The following is an 18,075-nucleotide window of genomic DNA, read 5'->3' as shown; positions in this document are numbered from 1 at the left end:
CAGTTACATGAACGAAAGGAGTGTTTATTTTCATGAAAAAATCCATTTTGCAAGTTGCAGTCATTGCTTTAACGATAGTGGCGCTCATTTTTACCTCTTATCCCGTTACTGTTCAGGCACAGCAGCCGGACCCGATTGATTCCATGAGGGACAAGTGGCTTGCGTTTTTGACGGGCGGCCAGCAAATCGATTTGAACGATGAAGATATCCGTCAAGCGGTGGAGGCCAACGCCAAAAAAGTAACCAACGACCAAAAAAACGGCTTTTGGGACCTGCTCCTTAAAGACCCGGCCCGCAAATCGTTGTGGGCGGATTATGCAAGTACGACGGATTCAAGCCATATTACCCTTTCTTATAACCGGTTGAAAGACATGGCGATTGCTTACTCGACTCAAGGCTCGAACTTGTACCGAAATGAGCAGCTAAAACAAGATATTATTGCGGGTTTGGATTGGATGTATACGAATCGTTTTAATGAGAATAAAGCGAAATACAATAACTGGTGGGACTGGGAAATCGGATCACCGCTGTCTCTCGGCGATATCATGACTTTAATGTATGATCACCTTTCTCCTGAGCAAGTTGCCCGTTATACCCGAACGATTGACAAGTTTATACCCGATCCCACCCTACGACTGGGCAGCACATTGAAAGAAACAGGCGCAAACCTTTTGGATAAAGCATTGGCGGTACTGATTCGAGGCGTTATCGGCAAAAGTGAAACGAAAATCGTTCAGGCGCGCAGCTCCATTAGCCCGGTGTTCCCGCCGGTAACAAGCGGCGACGGTTTTTATTCCGACGGTTCTTTTATTCAGCATAACAATATTGCGTATACCGGAAGTTACGGAAGCGTCCTGCTTGGCGATATGGCTAAGCTTTTGACGATATTGAATGATTCGCCATGGCCGATTCAAGATCCGAATTTGGCGAATACATACGATTGGATCACCAATTCGTTCGAGCCGCTCATTTACAGCGGACATATGATGGAAATGGTTAGCGGGCGGGCGGTATCGCGGTATAACAACAATACCCGCGGAACTGCGTGGACCATTAATCGGATGTCACAATTTGCACCTCCTGATCTTGCGGCCCGTTACAAAAGCATGGTAAAAGAATGGGTTTTATCTGATACAAGTGTGTCCAACAAATATGAGGGCATGCCGATTCGGGACCTTGTTCTTTTCAAAGCTTTAATGAAGGACACGTCTGTCGTGCCTCGCGGGGATTTGATTGTCCATCATCAATTTTCGGCGATGGACCGTGTTGTTCATGCGCGTAAGGGATATGCCTATGCGATCAGCATGTCGTCCTCGCGGATTTCCAACTATGAGGGAGGAATCAACGGCGAGCATACGAAGGGCTGGTACACGGGCGACGGCATGACGTATTTGTACAATAACGATGCCGCTCAGTTCAGAGACGCATTCTGGCCGACGGTGGATTCCTATCGGATGCCGGGAACAACCTCTGACGGCTTGCCAAGGACAGGCAGTAAAGTAACCTCGAAAAGCTGGGTCGGCGGAGCATCGATGGACCAGTTGTATGGTGCGGCAGGAATGGACTTGGCTCCGCCAGGAAGTAAATTAACGGGAAAAAAATCGTGGTTTATGTTCGATAACGAGATTGTTGCATTGGGAGCGGGGATCACAACCTCCGATAGCCGGAAAGTCGAAACGATTGTCGAGAACCGGATGATTAATTCGGCGGGAGACAACAAGCTGATTGTGAACGGCGAGACGATGCCGAGTAATCTGGGCTGGTCCAAGAACCTTACAGGAGTGAAATGGGCCAACTTGCAAGGTACGGCAGCCGGAGCCGATATCGGCTACTATTTTCCCGAAACGGCAAATGTCAGCGCTTTACGGGAGGCGAGAAGCGGTTCGTGGAGAGATATCAATCCAACAGGCCCGACGGACACCATCACGCGTAATTATGCAAGCTTAGCGATTGATCATGGAACCAAGCCGACCGATCAATCTTATTCCTACGTGCTGCTGCCTACTTTAAATGCGGCGGCTACCCAATCTTATAGTGAAAACCCGGATGTGCGTATCTTGAGCAACACGGCGAAAATCCAAGCGGTTCAAGAAACCAAATTGGGCTTGACCGGCATTCACTTTTGGGTACCGGGGACGCTGGATCGCATACGCGCTTATCAGCCTGTTTCGCTCATGATGAAGGAAAAAGGCGATGAGCTTACGATCTCGGTGTCAGACCCGACGCAATCCCAGTCCAAAGTGAAAGTGGAGCTGGCGGCCGCCGCCTCGCAGGTGCTTGCAAGTGATCCTAGCGTTAAAGTATTGCGGACGCTGCCAACCCTGCAACTGGAAGTAGATACTAGAGGTTCTTTGGGAAAAAGCCATACGATTCAATTGAAAATTAACCCGGATCAGGAAGTGGAGCTTCCTGGGGAAACCGATTATGAACCTGATCCGGCCGCAAAGGTTCGAATTCCAGTCACGGAAGATACATTCGTTAATGGCGGGACAGATGCGAACAACAATTTTGGAACAAGAGGATTTCTAAATATTCGAAACGGAAGCGGCAACACGGACCGCAAAGTTTTTCTGAAATTTGCGCTGCCTTCCTCTATACAGGAAATTCATTCTGTGAGCCTGAATGTATATGGGGAGACGAAAGACGGAAGCGGTAATATCTCGGATATTGGCGTTTATGAGGTGCCTGATGATAGCTGGACAGAAACAACCTTAACTTTTGCGAATAAGCCGGCCCCAGGTAAACAAATTGATGTGGCTACGTTCACAACACCGGAGCAATGGCGTAAATTCGATGTGACTCCGTTCGTGATGACACAACAGCAAGGGGACAAAGTGGCAAGCTTTGCTCTGCAGCAGGTCGGAAGCAACTTGGCTTCAACGATTCGAAGCCGCAAAAGTGAAGAAGGAAAATACCAAGCTTATTTGGAAGTGCTGCTTAAAGACACGAAAGCACCTACAACCTCCGTGCGTGTCGATGGAAATAGCGGAGCCGATCAAGAGAATTACAAGGACGTGACCCTACACTTTACCGCGGTGGACGATCCGAACGGTTGGGGTGTTTTGAGGAGCGAGTATCGAATCAATGGCGGGAAATGGATGGCAGTTAAAGCAGGTCAGGTCATTATTCGAGAAAAAGGCGTGCAAAACATCGAATATCGCTCGATAGACAAGGCCGGCAATATGGAAGAAGCACAAAAATTGACCGTCGTCCTAGCCAACGCGGATACTGAATTGAGCGGAAATCAATCCGTAGTTAAAGGTGAGCCACTCATTGTTACTTACCGAATCAAAAAAGCTGTGAGCGATATGTATGCCCATGACTTGACACTCGATTATGATGCTCATGTGCTGGAGTTTGTCTCCGCCGAGTCTATGCAAAGAGGCGTATCCATACTCAAGTCGAAGGCGGAAGACGCCGGACGTCTGCGGCTAGCGATTGCTGGCGAGGGACAAGAAATCCAAGGGAACGCCGACTTATTGAAGCTTACATTTAAAGTGAAAAAAGCAACGGACGCTGTAAGCGGCAAGATTGAGGTGGTCCAAGCGATCCTTGCCGATAAACAGGGAAGCGAAATGACGGTGACACCGAGTTCTCTTCATTTTAGCGTCCAAGATTCAACGGAAGGGCCTGGTCCGGTTAAACCTAACCCGGGAGATAACGGCAACGGTAACGGTAACGGCAATGGAAACGGAACCGGAACCGATAACGGTAATAGTAATGGTAATGGTAATGGTAATGGTAACGGTAATGGCAATGGCAACGGTACCGGTACGGATAATGGAGGCCATGTACAGCCCGAAATTCCAACAGACAACACAGAAGCTGTTGTTTTAAATGATTTGAATGGACATTGGGCAGAAGAAAAAATACAAGAAGCTGTTAAAAAAGGGTTGATTTTAGGATACCCGGACGGATCATTCCAGCCGGACAAGAAGATCACACGCGCCGAATTTACCTCCTTGCTCGTCAGAGGATTAAAGCTGAATGAAGAGACCGAGCTTACGTTCAGCGATCACGATCTAAAAGATCATTGGGCAAAATCGGACATCGCGAAGGCGGTTAAAAAGGGAATTATCTCTGGTTATGAAGACAACACATTCCGTGCTGAAAAGGATATAACGAGAACAGAGCTTACGATGATGGCGGTGAAGTCATTGAATTTGGCGGAAGAATCTCCAGATTTAATATCCTTCGTTGACCAAGCCGATATTCCCGTCTGGGCACGGGGATGGGTAGCAGCTGCAGTAAGCAAAGGCCTCGTTACAGGTCGGGATAACCAGACATTCGCTCCTCTAGCACCGGCAACTCGTGCGGAAGCGGTTGTCATTCTTCTGAATTTATTATCCTTGAGGAAGTAGTTCGGACTCGAAAGAGCACTTTATATTGAAAAAAAGAAAGTGGAGCTTCTCACGTAGTTTCTTACGATGGTAATATCCCCTTACGGTAGACAACGAAATGAAGACCTCTGCCAAGATGTTCTTTATGTTGTCTACCGTAAGTTTTTTTATGGGTAAACAAGGTCGTACGAATATCGCGAAGTTGCCTCAAGAGCAAGTTCAATGAATAAGCAAAAATTGAATAGGTTACATAGCCGGCTCAATAAAGAGTTGGAACGGGAGAACAATCGAAAATATAAGCTAATCTTAAATCAAACCGATAACGGACCCAGAATGCTCCAGTCCATATATAACCTGAAGCTTCGTTGTACGTTACACTAATTGGATAGAACCAGAATTTCTCTCCAGTCCAGAGCTGGACATAAGTTAGTTTATATAAACAGGGATTTGGTTGTACGAATGCAGGAGGATGAGGAGGCGGCGGGGGTTGTAAAAATGACATTTAATTCCACTCCTTTAATCAGGTATTCATTAAAAAATTCATATTTCAAGATATGTAGGTGAATAACTATTGACTATGCTGATGCCTATTGACAGTCCCGAATTTTGAGTTCCGCAAGCGGGTAGTTTATATATTTTTAAATAAACAAGTAAATGCTCTTACCCAATTTACTTATTACACCACACGAAACTTTATAGTCTATAAGCTTCTTTTAAGACAAAAAAAGTCGATTCCCACGTTTTGAGAATCGACTAGTCATTTTAATATTTCCTAATACCTTTTTGCGTATCTATTTTCTGGAAAGGGTAATCCCAAGTTTCCTCGTAACGTATTTGATTCGTATTCTGTACGGAAAATGCCTTTATCCTGCAAAATTGGAACAACTAATTCAATAAAATTCTCTAAACCCGAAGGATGTTCCTGTCTTACGATTAAGATATCCATCGCCCCTGCTTCATACCACTCCTGAATTTGATCGGCTACTTTCTCGGCTGAACCGAAAAATAAAGGTTTTGGTATCTTGTAGAAAGGCTTTAAACTTTGTAATTCTTGGAACATCTCTTCTGCTTCTTTTTCTGTTCTGCCAACAATCGGTCTTTGTATTGACGCGATGAAAAAATCTTCTGGTGAACATCCTTCTAAGGCTATTCTTCTTTTAACATCTTTACTAAAATTCAGAGTATATTCAAAATAATAATTCAAAAGAAGAGAAGGATCCTGACTAGGTCCAAAATCGAGGCGTGGTGCCAGCATAACATCCGCATATTTAGCAGCACTATTCATTGAATTAGCAGACACCTATTCAAAGGTTTTCTTTCGAAAATATCTCTTTTGCAATTAGTCTATATGATTGAATCCGATCTTTCGGAGAGTACGTAATTGTGTTGATCATGATTTCGTCTGCTTGATAATTAGTTTGTAACTCCATTAATTTCCGTTTCACCTCATGAGGATTGCCGATGATCATGTTCTGTCTCATTTTGTTTAACGAATCCTTTTCTTTTTCAGTTAACTTGTATTGCTTAGCTTCTTTAATCGAGGGAACACCTTGATGTCCCTCCCCTTGCAGAGACCAGATGAGAAAGCTTTCTGCAATTTCTTCTGCTTGTTCCGTAGTTTCTCCACAAATGGCTGAAACAGTTACGATGACTTGTGGAGCCTGTGCTTCCTTTCTTGGTCTAAAAGCATCCCTATATGCCTGGATGATAGCTATCCCATCATCGTCGCTCATAAAATGACCAAAAGTATACGGCATGCCATTTCTTGCTGCAAGTAGCGCACTTTTTTCACTTGTACCAAGAAGCCAAGGCACAGGCGAATTTTCAGGTATGGGAGACGCGGAAATCTTCGAATACTCATGATCTGCTGAAAAATCATCCTCTAAAAAATGGAATAATTCTTTCACTAACGCAGGTAACTCCCAAACTTTTTGCAAAAAGTTGTCAGATAAAGCGTTCGTCACTTCAGCTGATCCACCCGGCGCTCGTCCTATTCCTATGTCAATCCGATACGGAAATAGAGTAGCTAACATATTAAATACTTCTGCAACTTTATAGGGTCGATAATGAGGTAACAAAACAGCCCCAGAGCCAATTCGAATTCGATTCGTGTTAGCCCCGATATAACTTAACATCACTTCAGGTGCAGAGCAGGCAAGTCCAGGTAAACCATGGTGTTCGGCAATCCAATATCTTGTATATCCTAGTGCTTCTCCGGCTTGCGCTAACTTCATTGATTCAATCAATGCATCATTAGCTGTTTGATTTGAAGATATGGGGGATTGATCTAAAATACTTAATCTCATTACAACTCAGCCCTTTGCTTCATGACCTACTTCCATCAAAGTCAATTTATATTGTCCGACTTGGTCCTTTACGTACAAATTAGTAAGGGAAGTAGAATATTCATAAATGGTTCCCCTAAATGTTAAGTCTCTCTCGGGAATCTCCACGTCAAATGTTCCGCTATAGAGCAAAGTCGAAATGTCATGATATTCTTCACTTGTTACGTTAAAATCAACTGAAACTTTATGCAATCCATTTGTTTTTTCTTCCTGATAACTACGTAAATAAATCAAAGTGCCATTCAAGAACATCTTTTTCACCAAAAAAACACTCCTTCTTCAGTTAATATTAAATATAAAAATGGATAAACTGTAAATATTGGTTGAATCAAAAAGTTTTGTCTCACTCTAATATTAAATTGAAACTGGACATTATATGTGTTTTCTGTTAAATACACATATAATGTCCAGTTGATCCTCGTAGCCTTTTTCTCGTGCCACTCGCTGATTTAAGCCATTTCTCGTAACTAACAGAAAAACTTTATACTTCTTTATTGGATAATGCCGGGAAGAATGGAACCACTTCCTCCCCTAATTCTTGGATTACCTCTTCAACCGGCCGCTGACCATATTTCAAGTTGAATGCAAGATGGCTTACACCGATTTCTTTTAAAGCATGGAGGTAGTCAATTAAAAATTGATGTCCAGTTCTGAATCCTAAGTGTATAGGAGTGGGATCTTCATTCGGGTTCTCTGATAAATCTATATATAAAGACTGACTAAAAGGCTTAAATATATTTGTTAATGTACGCCATTCTTTAATAAGCGCTGCTTGATTATTTATATTTCGTGGGTAATAAAACCAGCCATCACTGTTTTCTGCTATCCATTTTGGCGTCTGCGTCGAATGACCCGTTACCAAAATTGGAATATCTTTTAATTCCGGTTTGGGTAACAAATCGCCACCCCGAAGGTTCAGCCTTGGTGAATGAATTTCCGGAAATTCTTCATTCCACACTTTTCTCATGACATCCAAAGATTCTCGAAATAAATTACTCCGTTGTTCTCGGTCTACTGAAAACGCTGAAAACTCGCTAGGGCGATCACCCGTAGCAATTCCAAGAACAAGTCGTTTCCCAGAAATTCGATCAACAGAAGCTGCTGCTTTGGCCACGTGCAGCGGATGGCGTAGCGTTGTGACAATACTCCCGGTACCCAATGAAATCTGTTTTGTATGGGCAGCCAAGTAACCAAGAAAAACCCATGGATCGTATAGCTGTCCTGCATCTCCAAAACTTGGGACATTTAACGGCACATCTCTAACGAATAATGAAGCAAAGCGTGCTTCTTCTGCCTTTTTTGCCAAGTTCATTTGATGTTCCAAATCCATCTCCGCGATACTTCCCTCATAAGACTCTAAAGGGAAATACAACCCGAGAGTAAGTTCCTTCTCTTTAAACATGTTTGAATAGCCTGTATGTGAAGCAAATTTATCCATTTTTCTTATCCTCCGTACATGAATGTAGTTAGGCAATAAAGCAGAAATCACAAAAGTACACATAATGAATCAACATATTACGAATTGATGATATGAAACAAAATAATAATATGCATTCTAACACATTAATATATTAAAATATATCAATATATAAAGGGTAAATAAAAGAGGATGTCGCTATATGATTCCAACCAAGACCCCCAATGACAGCACCAAATTTTGTTTTTCATTACTCATTATTTATACTCCTTTCTAATTTATAGAATTATATTGTTATATCGCAAATTGTAAATATTTAATCTGAAAAAAATACTGAAAACAGATTTGAAACCTGGATTCAGTCTTTTTTTAATTCTTTTTTCAAAAATAACCCTACTTGATTAATTGCATCTTCGTTTCTTCTGTAATAAGTCCATTTACCAATGCGAGTAGCTGTAATTAGACCAGCTCGTTGTAATATTGCAAGGTACTGAGAGGCTGTCGACTGATTCATACCTAATTTCTCCGTGATGTGACTTACACAGACCCCAATTTCTTCAAGATCAATCCCTTCTTGGGGAGAAAAATATACTGCCGGATTCTTTAACCATTCTAAAATTTGCAAACGAGCCTCATTTGATAATGCTTTAAATACTTCAATTTGCTCCATAGAGACATATTACACTAACATATTGTAATTTGTCAATGTGTTGTGCCGTAAAAAGTTATCACCATAGCTCTTCAGTAGATTGAAGCTCCACAAATAAAGGATAGCGTTTAGAGAATGAAATACTTACGGTGTCCCGTGTAAAAGAATAACGGACAATGCTGAAACACTACTAATACAAGAAAGAATTAATGCAAGAATAAGAAAACTGCGTTCTGCCATCAAATGATTGAGCCGCCCAATAACCTGGGAACCAAGAATTAGACCAACTGCATTTGTCGCAAGTAAAGCCGAATACATTTGAGGTGAAACACCATAAATATTCTGATATACTGTACCGATAACAAGTTCCGCTTTACAGCATACGGGCTCTGGAGAAATATGACCGGAATTGATTCCATACAACCTGAAGTGGATGAACAAGCTCAAGATTATATCAGCATAGAAGATGAGAAAAATATCCGCTTGGCGTTAAAGTATTTTAATTATACGATGTTATTTATAGCCGATGAACCCGAAAACCAGCAGACCCAAAACTTTACGCTCAAACAATACGTGGATTTTGTCAAAAAGAAGGCGGCTATTTCTAACGATGATATTCTGGATGAAAAACAAATAAGTGTGTTTGGACATGACGCTGTGCAATTGACTTACAAGAATCATCTGGATTGGAACAGCAGAATTGATACGCTTATCGTATTCAAATCGGACTCCCAATTTTATACGATCAGGAACTCATCCTATACGGAAACTTATAAAAGTTCGCTGGAGAATTTTCAGCAATTAATGGAGACGATGAAATTTAACGAAAAGCAGTAGATACTATGGAACATGGAACAAAACACATAAAAAACTCACTCCTGCCCTTGTGGCGGAGTGAGTTTTTTACGTTCAGTACCTTACAGCCGGCTCCAGCAGCGTAAGCGCTGCGGCCGACGCGTTCAAATTCACATTGGCGCCGATCGGAACGGCGGCTTTGTAGAGGCCATGCGCGGAAGCCAGGTTGGTCAGCAGCGGTTTTCCCAAGGGGACGATCACTTCGCTGATCAGGTCCTCGTACGTCTTGCCGTAGGCGGCCTCGCAGTTGGTGCATTCGCCCATGACGATACCGGCGCAAGCCTGGAGCTTACCGGCCAGCCGAAGCTGGTCGACGTAGCGGTACACGGTGTTGACCGGCTCGTGCGTTTCTTCCAGGAGCAATATTTTTCCTGCGGTGTCGACTTCAAACGGCGTTCCCAGCGACCCCACCAGGGAGGTGAGGTTTCCGCCGATGATCGGGCCGGAGACGTTACCGGGAACTCGCCCGATTAAAGGGATGCCGGGAGGGTTCGCGATGGGGCGCGGGGCCGTAATGGAGGATGTCGCCGTAAAAAATTGCTCGAAATTGTACGACGGCGTGTCCGGTCTGAAATCGATGAGCAGCAGGCTGTGAAACGTAATCAGATCCGCCAGCTTATAGAGGGTGTTGAGCAGGACGGTAATGTCGCTGTAGCCCGTCACGATTTTGGGATTTTGCCGGATAAAAGCATAATCCAGGTACGGCAGGATGTCCGCGACGCCTACGCCGCCTCTTGTCGGCAGGATCATTTTCACGCGTGGATCGGCGTAGACCGACATAAAATCTTCGGCGCGTTCCCGGTCCGTTCCGGCGAGATACCCGTTTACGGAGTACACGTAGCGGCCCAGAAGAACGTTTAGTCCCAAGCTTTGCAAATAGGCAATCCGTGCCTGAATGGTTTCGGCGCTCAGCGGACTGCCCAGGGTGACGATTCCGACTGTATCGCCGGGCAGCAGTGCGCCTGGCTTGATCGCCATAGAACCGCCTCCTTTCCCGCTCGTTTATTACTAACGTATGAGAGAGGGAGAGGGAATAGGCTAGCAACTTGGGCGCAGCCGTATGTTTACATTCGAGCGATAGAGGCTCCGCACCCTATATTCCTCTGACGCCGTATCATGCACGGGCATTTTCACGCGTCGAGAAGACTGCCGTGTGTTTCTGTACAACATGGCGAAACGTAAATTCTATCTGTCTCTGTACCGTTGTCTCTGTGCTGTTGTCTCTGTGCGGTCAATTCGCCCGATCCGATCTGATCCGGTTTCGGGAGCGTCGGCAGATGATCTCTGATACACTTAAGGCAAACTCACTTGAATGGAGAAGTCAGACTATGCAATCCGACACCTTGTGCATTATCCCTCCCGGCAAAAGAAAAATATGGGACCGGGATGCGACCCACGGACCGGCATCGGCGAGAGACGCTTACACCGGAACCTTGAACCGGAAAGCGCGTGCCTACGCGGAAGCCAGCGGCTACGATTGGATCATTTTATCTGCCAGATACGGCTTCCTGATGCCCGCGGATACGGTGCCTGGCAATTACGACACGGCTTTCGGAGCCGCGAATGCCGGCATCATCTCTTCGGACGAACTGGCCCGGCAGTGGGAAGAGAAAGGCCTTCACACCTACAGCCGGATTGAAGTGCTGGGCGGCAAAAAATTCCGTCCGATTATCGGGGCGCTGGCAGGTACGGCAGCCGTTTATTTTCCTCTCGAAAATAGCCGCGGAATCGGGGATATGCTGCACTCGCTCGATGCTTGGACAGTACGAATGATGAAAACGGATGACGAAAAAGGCGGACGTGGAATGAAAGGTCCTATGAACGATTAAGGCGATGGCGTGCGCATCGAAACAAACCGAAGATTAAAGCCGGCCGAAGGAAAAACTGCGCGAAAAAGTAAGCAAAAAGATTGAAGCGTCTACCGAAAAATTCCGAAATCGGCCGCTCTTATTTTTGCGGTTGTCCTGGCCGAATACGGTTGAGTGGTTAGTCCCGCCGATATGTTCCCTTCTGAACATAAAAAAACACCACAGGCCCGGGCCTGTGGTGTTGCACATAAACGGTGTTTCGCTGTGGTCGGTTGACCACACTGTTTGCAGCTTAAATGCAGCCTAGGGCTGTGTGAAATCCGAAACGGCTTTCAGTTGCGGTCGCATGAACAGTTGAGCTTGCTTTTGCCGATCAGCCTTTCAGCACACCGCCCAAGCTTGCTCCCGGAGCAAACAGCCGCCGGATATTCTTCTCTACCTCCGGATCGGGAACGAGAGGCGGGGCCTGATGCGGCTTAACACGGGCGTCGATGATGACGTTGTCGCAGGCCCAGTGCTTATACTCGTAGGCACTGTTCACGCCGTATATATCGTGCGACGGGTTGCTGCGCGTGAACGTGGCCCACAGAAAATTGGCGAAGTCCGCGCTCAGGAACTCGCTGTCGTCGCACAAAACGATCATCGGGCAGCTTGGGAGCGCTCCTTTGCCAGCAATGGCACCGCACAGATGCTCCAGCTCCAACGAAGCCTTCTCGTACGTCTCGAAGGCAGGTCCCCGCATCGCGACAACGCCCGGCATGACGAGCTGTGCCTCACCGAACGGAGAAAGTTCCGTCAGAGCAGTGGGAACTTCCGTGCACAAGTCTCTTTTCTTATCCCCGTAAGCGGCAAAAAGCACCTTGCTTCCGGTATTCAGGCCCGTACCCGAATAATCGAGCGTATCGATGGTGGTGTTCGTGTAAAAGTGAATGTCTCGCCTCAGATCGATCCGTTCGAGGATATAGGCGAGAAAATCTTTTTCTTTATGGGTATCGAGCGGCTGCTTGTCTTCCGCCGTCATAAACAAATACTTGGCGAGGCTCAGCTGGCCTGTGCCGAGCACCCGGTTGGCCAGCGTAAGAATTTCCGCAGGCTGCTTGACCTGCTGATAGGGCGTGTACCGTTCGCTGCCGATCGCAAACAGAAGCGGATGCACACCCGCCGCATCGACGGCATGAACTTCCTTGACGCCGGGAATCTCCTGTTTGATCGCATCCCCCGTCAACTCGTGTATGAGTTCGCCGAACGAGGTGTCCTCCTGGGGAGGACGTCCGACGACGGTAAACGGCCAGATGGCGTTTTCCCGGGCGTATACTTTGTGTACGCGCAGAACCGGGAACGGATGCGTCAGGCTGTAGTAGCCGAGATGGTCGCCGAAAGGACCCTCCGGTTTCGTTTCGCCGGGATGAATTTCTCCAGTAATGACGAAGTCCGCATCGTGGCTGACGCAGTAGCCCTCCGCATAGCTGTAGCGGAAGCGGCGTCCGGCAAGTAGGCCGGCAAACGTCATTTCGCTCAGGCCCTCCGGCAAAGGCATAACCGCCGACAGCGTGTGAGCGGGAGGCCCGCCGACAAAGATGCTTACTTTTAAAGGAGCGCCCTGCTTGTTGGCTTTATCCTGATGAATGCCGATGCCCCGGTGAATCTGGTAGTGCAGGCCGATTTCCTTGTCCGTTTCGTAATCGTTGCCGGTGAGCTGGACGCGGTACATCCCCAGATTGGAGTTCATGATGCCCGGCTTCTCCGGGTCCTCCGAATAAACCTGCGGCAGGGTGACGAAAGCTCCGCCGTCCATGGGCCAGTGCTGAATCAGGGGAAGATCGGAAATCGAGATTTCCCTGAAATCCGCGGGAAGGCCGGATTTTTTTAACGGAAGAGCTTTAAAAGCGGCCAGGCCGTTGCCCGCGGTTTTGAACGGCTGCTTAAGCGCCTTGACGGGATCGTTGCGGAGGGCGATGATGTTTTCGGCATCCTGCCATGTATGTCTGAAAATAAATTTGCTTCGTTCCAGCGTGCCGAACAGGTTGGAAACCGCCTGGAATTTCGAGCCTTTGACCTTTTCGAACAGCAGGGCGGGACCTCCGGCTTCATAGACTTTTAAGTGAATGGCCGCCATTTCCAGGTAAGGATCGACTTCTTCTTTGATGCGGATCAGGTGTCCGTTTTTCTCCAAATCAGCTATGCAGTCTTCTAAATGGGCGTACATGGTCGATAGTCTCCGTTCTCTTGAGGTCGGCTGTTTACGCGAGAGACGCCAGCCTTTAAAATCAGTTAAAGCCAATTTCGCGCGGGTGTCAAATGAATCCGTCCGGATTTTCGGAAACGGGTGGAAATAGTCCCTTTTCATCTGGTTTTAAAGGTTTTTTGTGTTTGCTGTAATAAAAGTCGTTACGTGTAACATTTTGTAAAAAAAGCTTGTTTAACGTGCTTAAATCTCCTATTCTAAAAGAGTGAGAACGCGTGGATACGAATAGAAGGTTACCGCGGCCCGTCAAGCTAAACGGATAACCGGAGGCGTCTACTATGAAAAAAATACTCGCATTAACCGTCCTGGCCGCTTCATTAGCGCTATCGGCCTGTTCGCAGACGGCAAGCACATCTGGCGGGACCAAGCAGGAGTCGACGGACGGGTTAACCGTGACCATTATGGCTCCGGAGAAAGTGCCGCTGAACCAGGAAACCGTTTTGAAGGTAGAGGTCAAACAGGGGCAAGAACCCGTCAAAGATGCGGGAGATATCCAGTTCGAAATCTGGAATATCAAGAACGTCGACACCGCCGTAAATGTGGTTGCAACCTACGAGGACAAGGGGGTCTATAGCGTAAAAAACACGTTTAAAGAGGACGGGATTTATTTTGTCCGGACTCATGTAATCGCTCGCAATCAGCACATCATGCCCAAGCAGAGAATTATTGCCGGCAACGTGTCCGACGAAGAGATCAAGACGTTTGAAGAGAATGTGAAGAAAAAATAGCAGTGCACGTAAAAAAGCCGGATCTGCGGAAGCAGACACGGCTTTTGCTGTGAAATGCGGGGCCTAAGCACCGTTATCTGGAAGCCCATGCGCTCTCCGCACCGACCAGACGGGAAACGGGATATATTCTCCGGACGGGAAGGACGATCAAAGCCCCGATAAACGCTTTTACCGCATCGCCGGGGAGATAAGGGATGCAGCCGACGGACAAAGCCTTTGTCAGGGTCATGTTGGAAACGACGTGGGCCATCCAGGGCACACCGGTAACGTAAAGCAGCAGCGAACCGAATACGAAGAGAGTCACGAAAGTAAGCACGAAAGCGGTGACTCCGCTGCCTTTGATACGCGGAACAATGAGGCCGATGAACAGAGCGGCGAAAGGATAAGCCCAGATAAACCCGCCTGTCGGACCGAGAACCAGATCCAGTCCTCCTCTTCCGTGCAAGAGCGGAAGCCCGATAGCCGTTAAGCCTACTACAAGAGCGATGCTGAAAAAGCCGTAGCGGGCGCCCAGCAGAGCCCCTGCGAGCATGATGGCGAAATTCGCCAGCGTAAAAGGCACCTGCGAAAAACCGAATTGAATATTGACGAAGCTTAGCGCAACAAGCAGTGCCGCAAACATGGCGCTGAACGTAATCCCGCGGACGGTGAATGACGAACGTTTCAATTGCATCTTCTCCAATCATTTGTTAACTTTGTATTATGTATTTCGGTTGACAATCCGCATTGTAGCATAGCAAGGGCGGTTTTGTGAATAGGTTTGTGAACAGGCTGGAGGTATTGCACGGGAAATGGAATACGAACATGAGAAGCATATGCAATCCCCCTATAGCATGCACGAAGTGTCCGTCGTCAAAAGAGGAGAGCCTGAGGAGGGCGTTTCCGCCGCGGATCAAACACTTCTGAACGAAATAAATATGGAGCTGAACAAAGGTGAATGGCTCGCCGTCGTCGGCCGTAACGGAAGCGGCAAGAGCACCCTGGCGAAAGTGATGGCCGGGCTCATTCCGGCGGCGGACGGAACTATCGAACCCGGCTGGACGGCAGGGGAGCGGATGCGCATGGTGCTGCAAAATCCGGATACCCAGCTTATCGGGGAGACCGTGTACGAAGATTTATGCTTCGGAATGGAAAACGCCGGAATAGATCCCGAACGAATGCTGGAAACAGCCCGTCATGTATTGGGGCTCGTCCGTTTGGCGGGTAAGCGCGATGATAGCTGCGAAGCTTTATCGGGCGGCCAGAAACAGCTGACGGCTGTGGCGGGAGCGCTGGCTGTCGGCGCTTCCGTTCTGCTGATGGATGAAGTGACCTCGATGCTTGATTCCTTTTCGCGCAGTATGGTGCTAGGCGCCCTTTCGCAGCTTCACGAACAGGGCGTGACTATCGTCTGGATCACCCAGCGGCTGGATGAGCTCGCGCTCGCGGATAAGGTTATCGTTGTGGACGAAGGAAAGACCGTCTATTCGGGCGATGTGCGGGATTTTTTCTATGGAAGTATGTCGGATGACGACTCTCGCGATAAAAGCCGGGGGAACAGCGCGGCCGCTTCTCCTTGTCTGGAGCTGGGATACGAGCTCCCCTACACGGTAGAGGTCACAAGGGAGCTTCACAGGCTGGGGGCCTTCGGCCTTGAAGAGCGGCCGGTCACGCCGGGCGAATTGATGGAGGTTTTGAACCGATATGGACTACCTGTACGTTAAAAACCTTTCGAAAACCGTCGGCGGGCCGGACGCTTCTTTTGCCGTCCGGGACGTATCTTTCACGGCGGTCCCCGGGGAGATCACGCTGCTCATCGGCCGGAGCGGAGCGGGGAAATCGACGCTGCTGGATATGCTGGGAGGGCTGTCCGTTCCGGACGGGGGCGTCATCCGGTACGGGGACACGGGGCTGTGGCCGGGCAGCAAACAAAGCGTCAGGGAGGCGAGGCGGAAGCTGGCGCTTGTTTTCCAGCACCCGCACGAGCAGCTTTTCGCGGCAACGGTCCGGGGGGAGTTCCACTATACGCTGAGACCGTTCAAGCTGAGCGGAGAGGAGCGGGAAGCCCGCACAGCCGAAGCGTTGGAGCTGTTCGGCCTCGGCCCCGAGCTGCTGGACGAGCGCCCTCACGAGCTCAGCGGCGGCACGCAGCGCAGGGCGGCCCTCGCGTCCGTGTTCGCGTCCCGGCCCCGCTGGCTGCTGCTCGACGAGCCGACGGCGGGCCTCGACCACGAGGCGGCCGCGAGGCTCACCGGCACGCTGCGCGACTGGACGCGGCGGACAGGCGGCGGCGCGCTCGTCGCGACGCACGATCTCGATGCGTTCCTGCCGGTGGCGGACCGCATCGTGATGCTCTCGCAGGGCACAGTCGTGCACGACTGTACCCCTGCGGAGCTGGCCGCGCGTCCCGCTATGCTGGGGGACGCGGGGCTTCTGCTGCCGGAAGCGCTGGCGCTCGGCAGCCTGCTTCGCTGGCACGGCGTGGACGTGCCGGCAGGTCTCCCCGCGCCGGAGGAGACGGCGCGGGCGATTGCCGCCGCGCTGGCGGCGGGGGCGCGGCGCGGGCACGGCGCGAATGCGGACGCGGGTCTTTCCGCGCCGGAGGAGCGGGCGGCGCAAGCGGAAAGCGCCGCGGCTTCCGCGCATGCGTCCGTGTGCGCCGGGAGCGCGTCCCGCGAGGCCATGCTTTGCGGCAGCGTTGGCGCGTCTGCCGCTTCAGGCAGCCAGGCCGCCGCGGCAGGTGCAGGTTCAGCCGGCCCGTTTGAATGCGGCAGAGGAGTCACACCGGCTATCGAGGATGACTCGTCCGCCGCGGAGACCGTACAGGCAGGCACCTCGGACCGCACCCCGGAAGAGGTACGGTCACCGGAGTCCGGCACACAGCCTGCTTCCGCCGCAAGCGGCACGTCTGCCCCGGCAGCGGCCCCCCGTCCGCGCGCCCTAACGGTCGGACGCCTTTTCGATCCTCGTACCTTCTGGATCGGGTATGTGCTTTTGTCGGCGGGAATCCTGCTGCAGCATTCGCTGATCGGCCTGGCTGTATCCGCGGCATTGACCGCGGCGGCCGTTCTGCTGTCGCAGGTCCCTTTCAGAGCCGTCTGGAAGCCACTGCGCGCTTTTCTGATTTTTACGGGCCTGTCGGCTGTAATTGCCGGACTGACGCTTGGGGCCGGTCAAGGAGGAAGCCCCGTAGGCTTCGACCCGCATGCGGCCCTTTCGGCGGTACGGGCGTTATCGAACCTGATGCTGGTGCTTGTCCTGGGCGTCCTCTTTCCGCTTACGGTGGGCTATTTGCGGATGAAGCAGGGAGTGGAGCAGGGGCTGGCCTTTCTCGGGAAGCTGAAGTTCCCGGTTGAGGCCATTGCGCTGACGGCTTCACTTATGTTCCGGTTTATTCCGCTTATCGGCGGGCAGTGGAACCGGTTCGGCCGTATCGCTAAAGCCAGGGGACAGGGACGCAGCGGCAAAAGCGGGCTAGGGCTTGCCGAGTTCCGGATTATGGCGCTGCCGTTCATGTTCTCTCTGATCCGCATGGCCGACGAGTTCTCGACGGCTTTGGAGATCAGAGGCTACAGCCGGACGGGAGGCAGAAGGACCCGAAGCCTGACACTGCGGATGAAGGCTCGCGATTATGCCGCGATGGGTGTTTTCCTCCTTGTGTTCCTCTGCCTGGCCGCCCTGGCCGGCATACTCGGATAAACACAGCGGC

The 18,075-nt window shown here is 49.4% G+C and carries 14 protein-coding genes; 6 read left to right on the top strand and 8 right to left on the bottom strand.

Annotation, left to right across the window (positions count from 1 at the left end):
• The first annotated feature begins 32 nt into the window (after positions 1-32).
• Positions 33-4,361 (top strand): polysaccharide lyase family 8 super-sandwich domain-containing protein, encoded by a 4,329-nt coding sequence (locus PCH01S_RS09245; protein ID WP_042228612.1) that lies wholly within the window; start codon positions 33-35, stop codon positions 4,359-4,361.
• Positions 4,362-5,112: 751 nt separating this feature from the next.
• On the opposite strand, the gene PCH01S_RS09240 is transcribed toward PCH01S_RS09245, so the two are convergent.
• The 5 genes from PCH01S_RS09240 to PCH01S_RS09220 all read right to left on the bottom strand — a co-directional run bounded on the left by PCH01S_RS09240 (position 5,113) and on the right by PCH01S_RS09220 (position 8,772).
• A complete protein-coding gene (locus PCH01S_RS09240) occupies positions 5,113-5,625 on the bottom strand; it encodes an LLM class oxidoreductase (protein WP_053228682.1) in 513 nt (170 codons plus the stop codon).
• A 19-nt stretch (positions 5,626-5,644) separates the two neighbouring features.
• On the bottom strand, positions 5,645-6,646 hold the full coding sequence (locus tag PCH01S_RS09235; protein WP_042228611.1) for an LLM class flavin-dependent oxidoreductase: 1,002 nt from the start codon (positions 6,644-6,646) through the stop codon (positions 5,645-5,647).
• Positions 6,647-6,652: 6 nt separating this feature from the next.
• Positions 6,653-6,949, bottom strand: coding sequence for a DUF3219 family protein (locus tag PCH01S_RS09230; RefSeq protein WP_042228610.1), 297 nt, complete (start codon positions 6,947-6,949; stop codon positions 6,653-6,655).
• Between the two features lie 217 nt (positions 6,950-7,166).
• On the bottom strand, positions 7,167-8,123 hold the full coding sequence (locus tag PCH01S_RS09225) for an LLM class oxidoreductase (RefSeq protein ID WP_042228609.1): 957 nt from the start codon (positions 8,121-8,123) through the stop codon (positions 7,167-7,169).
• Positions 8,124-8,460: 337 nt separating this feature from the next.
• Entirely contained in the window at positions 8,461-8,772 is a 312-nt protein-coding gene (locus PCH01S_RS09220; RefSeq protein ID WP_042228608.1) for an ArsR/SmtB family transcription factor, read from the bottom strand.
• A 378-nt stretch (positions 8,773-9,150) separates the two neighbouring features.
• Here PCH01S_RS09220 and PCH01S_RS09215 point away from each other — a divergent pair, with 378 nt between their 5' ends.
• A complete protein-coding gene (locus PCH01S_RS09215; RefSeq protein WP_042228607.1) occupies positions 9,151-9,588 on the top strand; it encodes a hypothetical protein in 438 nt (145 codons plus the stop codon).
• A gap of 72 nt (positions 9,589-9,660) precedes the next feature.
• Here PCH01S_RS09215 and PCH01S_RS09210 read toward each other — a convergent pair whose 3' ends face one another.
• Positions 9,661-10,584, bottom strand: a complete 924-nt coding sequence (locus PCH01S_RS09210) for a S66 peptidase family protein (RefSeq protein WP_042228606.1) — start codon at positions 10,582-10,584, stop codon at positions 9,661-9,663.
• A gap of 350 nt (positions 10,585-10,934) precedes the next feature.
• Here PCH01S_RS09210 and PCH01S_RS09205 point away from each other — a divergent pair, with 350 nt between their 5' ends.
• Positions 10,935-11,435, top strand: coding sequence for a DUF6884 domain-containing protein (locus tag PCH01S_RS09205; protein WP_042228605.1), 501 nt, complete (start codon positions 10,935-10,937; stop codon positions 11,433-11,435).
• A 352-nt stretch (positions 11,436-11,787) separates the two neighbouring features.
• Here the strand turns inward: PCH01S_RS09205 and PCH01S_RS09200 are convergent, their stop codons facing one another.
• Positions 11,788-13,620, bottom strand: coding sequence for a UbiD family decarboxylase (locus PCH01S_RS09200; RefSeq protein ID WP_042228604.1), 1,833 nt, complete (start codon positions 13,618-13,620; stop codon positions 11,788-11,790).
• Between the two features lie 317 nt (positions 13,621-13,937).
• Here PCH01S_RS09200 and PCH01S_RS09195 point away from each other — a divergent pair, with 317 nt between their 5' ends.
• A complete protein-coding gene (locus tag PCH01S_RS09195) occupies positions 13,938-14,387 on the top strand; it encodes a FixH family protein (protein WP_042228602.1) in 450 nt (149 codons plus the stop codon).
• Positions 14,388-14,460: 73 nt separating this feature from the next.
• On the opposite strand, the gene PCH01S_RS09190 is transcribed toward PCH01S_RS09195, so the two are convergent.
• On the bottom strand, positions 14,461-15,060 hold the full coding sequence (locus PCH01S_RS09190) for a biotin transporter BioY (RefSeq protein ID WP_042228600.1): 600 nt from the start codon (positions 15,058-15,060) through the stop codon (positions 14,461-14,463).
• A gap of 118 nt (positions 15,061-15,178) precedes the next feature.
• Here PCH01S_RS09190 and PCH01S_RS09185 point away from each other — a divergent pair, with 118 nt between their 5' ends.
• Both PCH01S_RS09185 and PCH01S_RS09180 read left to right on the top strand, forming a co-directional pair.
• The gene (locus PCH01S_RS09185) at positions 15,179-16,090 is read left to right on the top strand and encodes an energy-coupling factor ABC transporter ATP-binding protein (protein ID WP_053228681.1); all 912 of its coding nucleotides are present in this window, start codon (positions 15,179-15,181) and stop codon (positions 16,088-16,090) included.
• The gene (locus tag PCH01S_RS09180) at positions 16,071-18,065 is read left to right on the top strand and encodes an ATP-binding cassette domain-containing protein (RefSeq protein WP_042228597.1); all 1,995 of its coding nucleotides are present in this window, start codon (positions 16,071-16,073) and stop codon (positions 18,063-18,065) included. Before PCH01S_RS09185 ends, PCH01S_RS09180 begins: the two co-directional genes overlap by 20 nt.
• The last annotated feature ends 10 nt before the right edge of the window (positions 18,066-18,075 follow it).

The sequence above is a fragment of the Paenibacillus chitinolyticus NBRC 15660 genome, from assembly GCF_000739915.1.
GTDB classification, from domain to species: domain Bacteria; phylum Bacillota; class Bacilli; order Paenibacillales; family NBRC-103111; genus Paenibacillus_F; species Paenibacillus_F chitinolyticus.
This window is presented reverse-complemented; position numbering and strand designations above follow the sequence as displayed.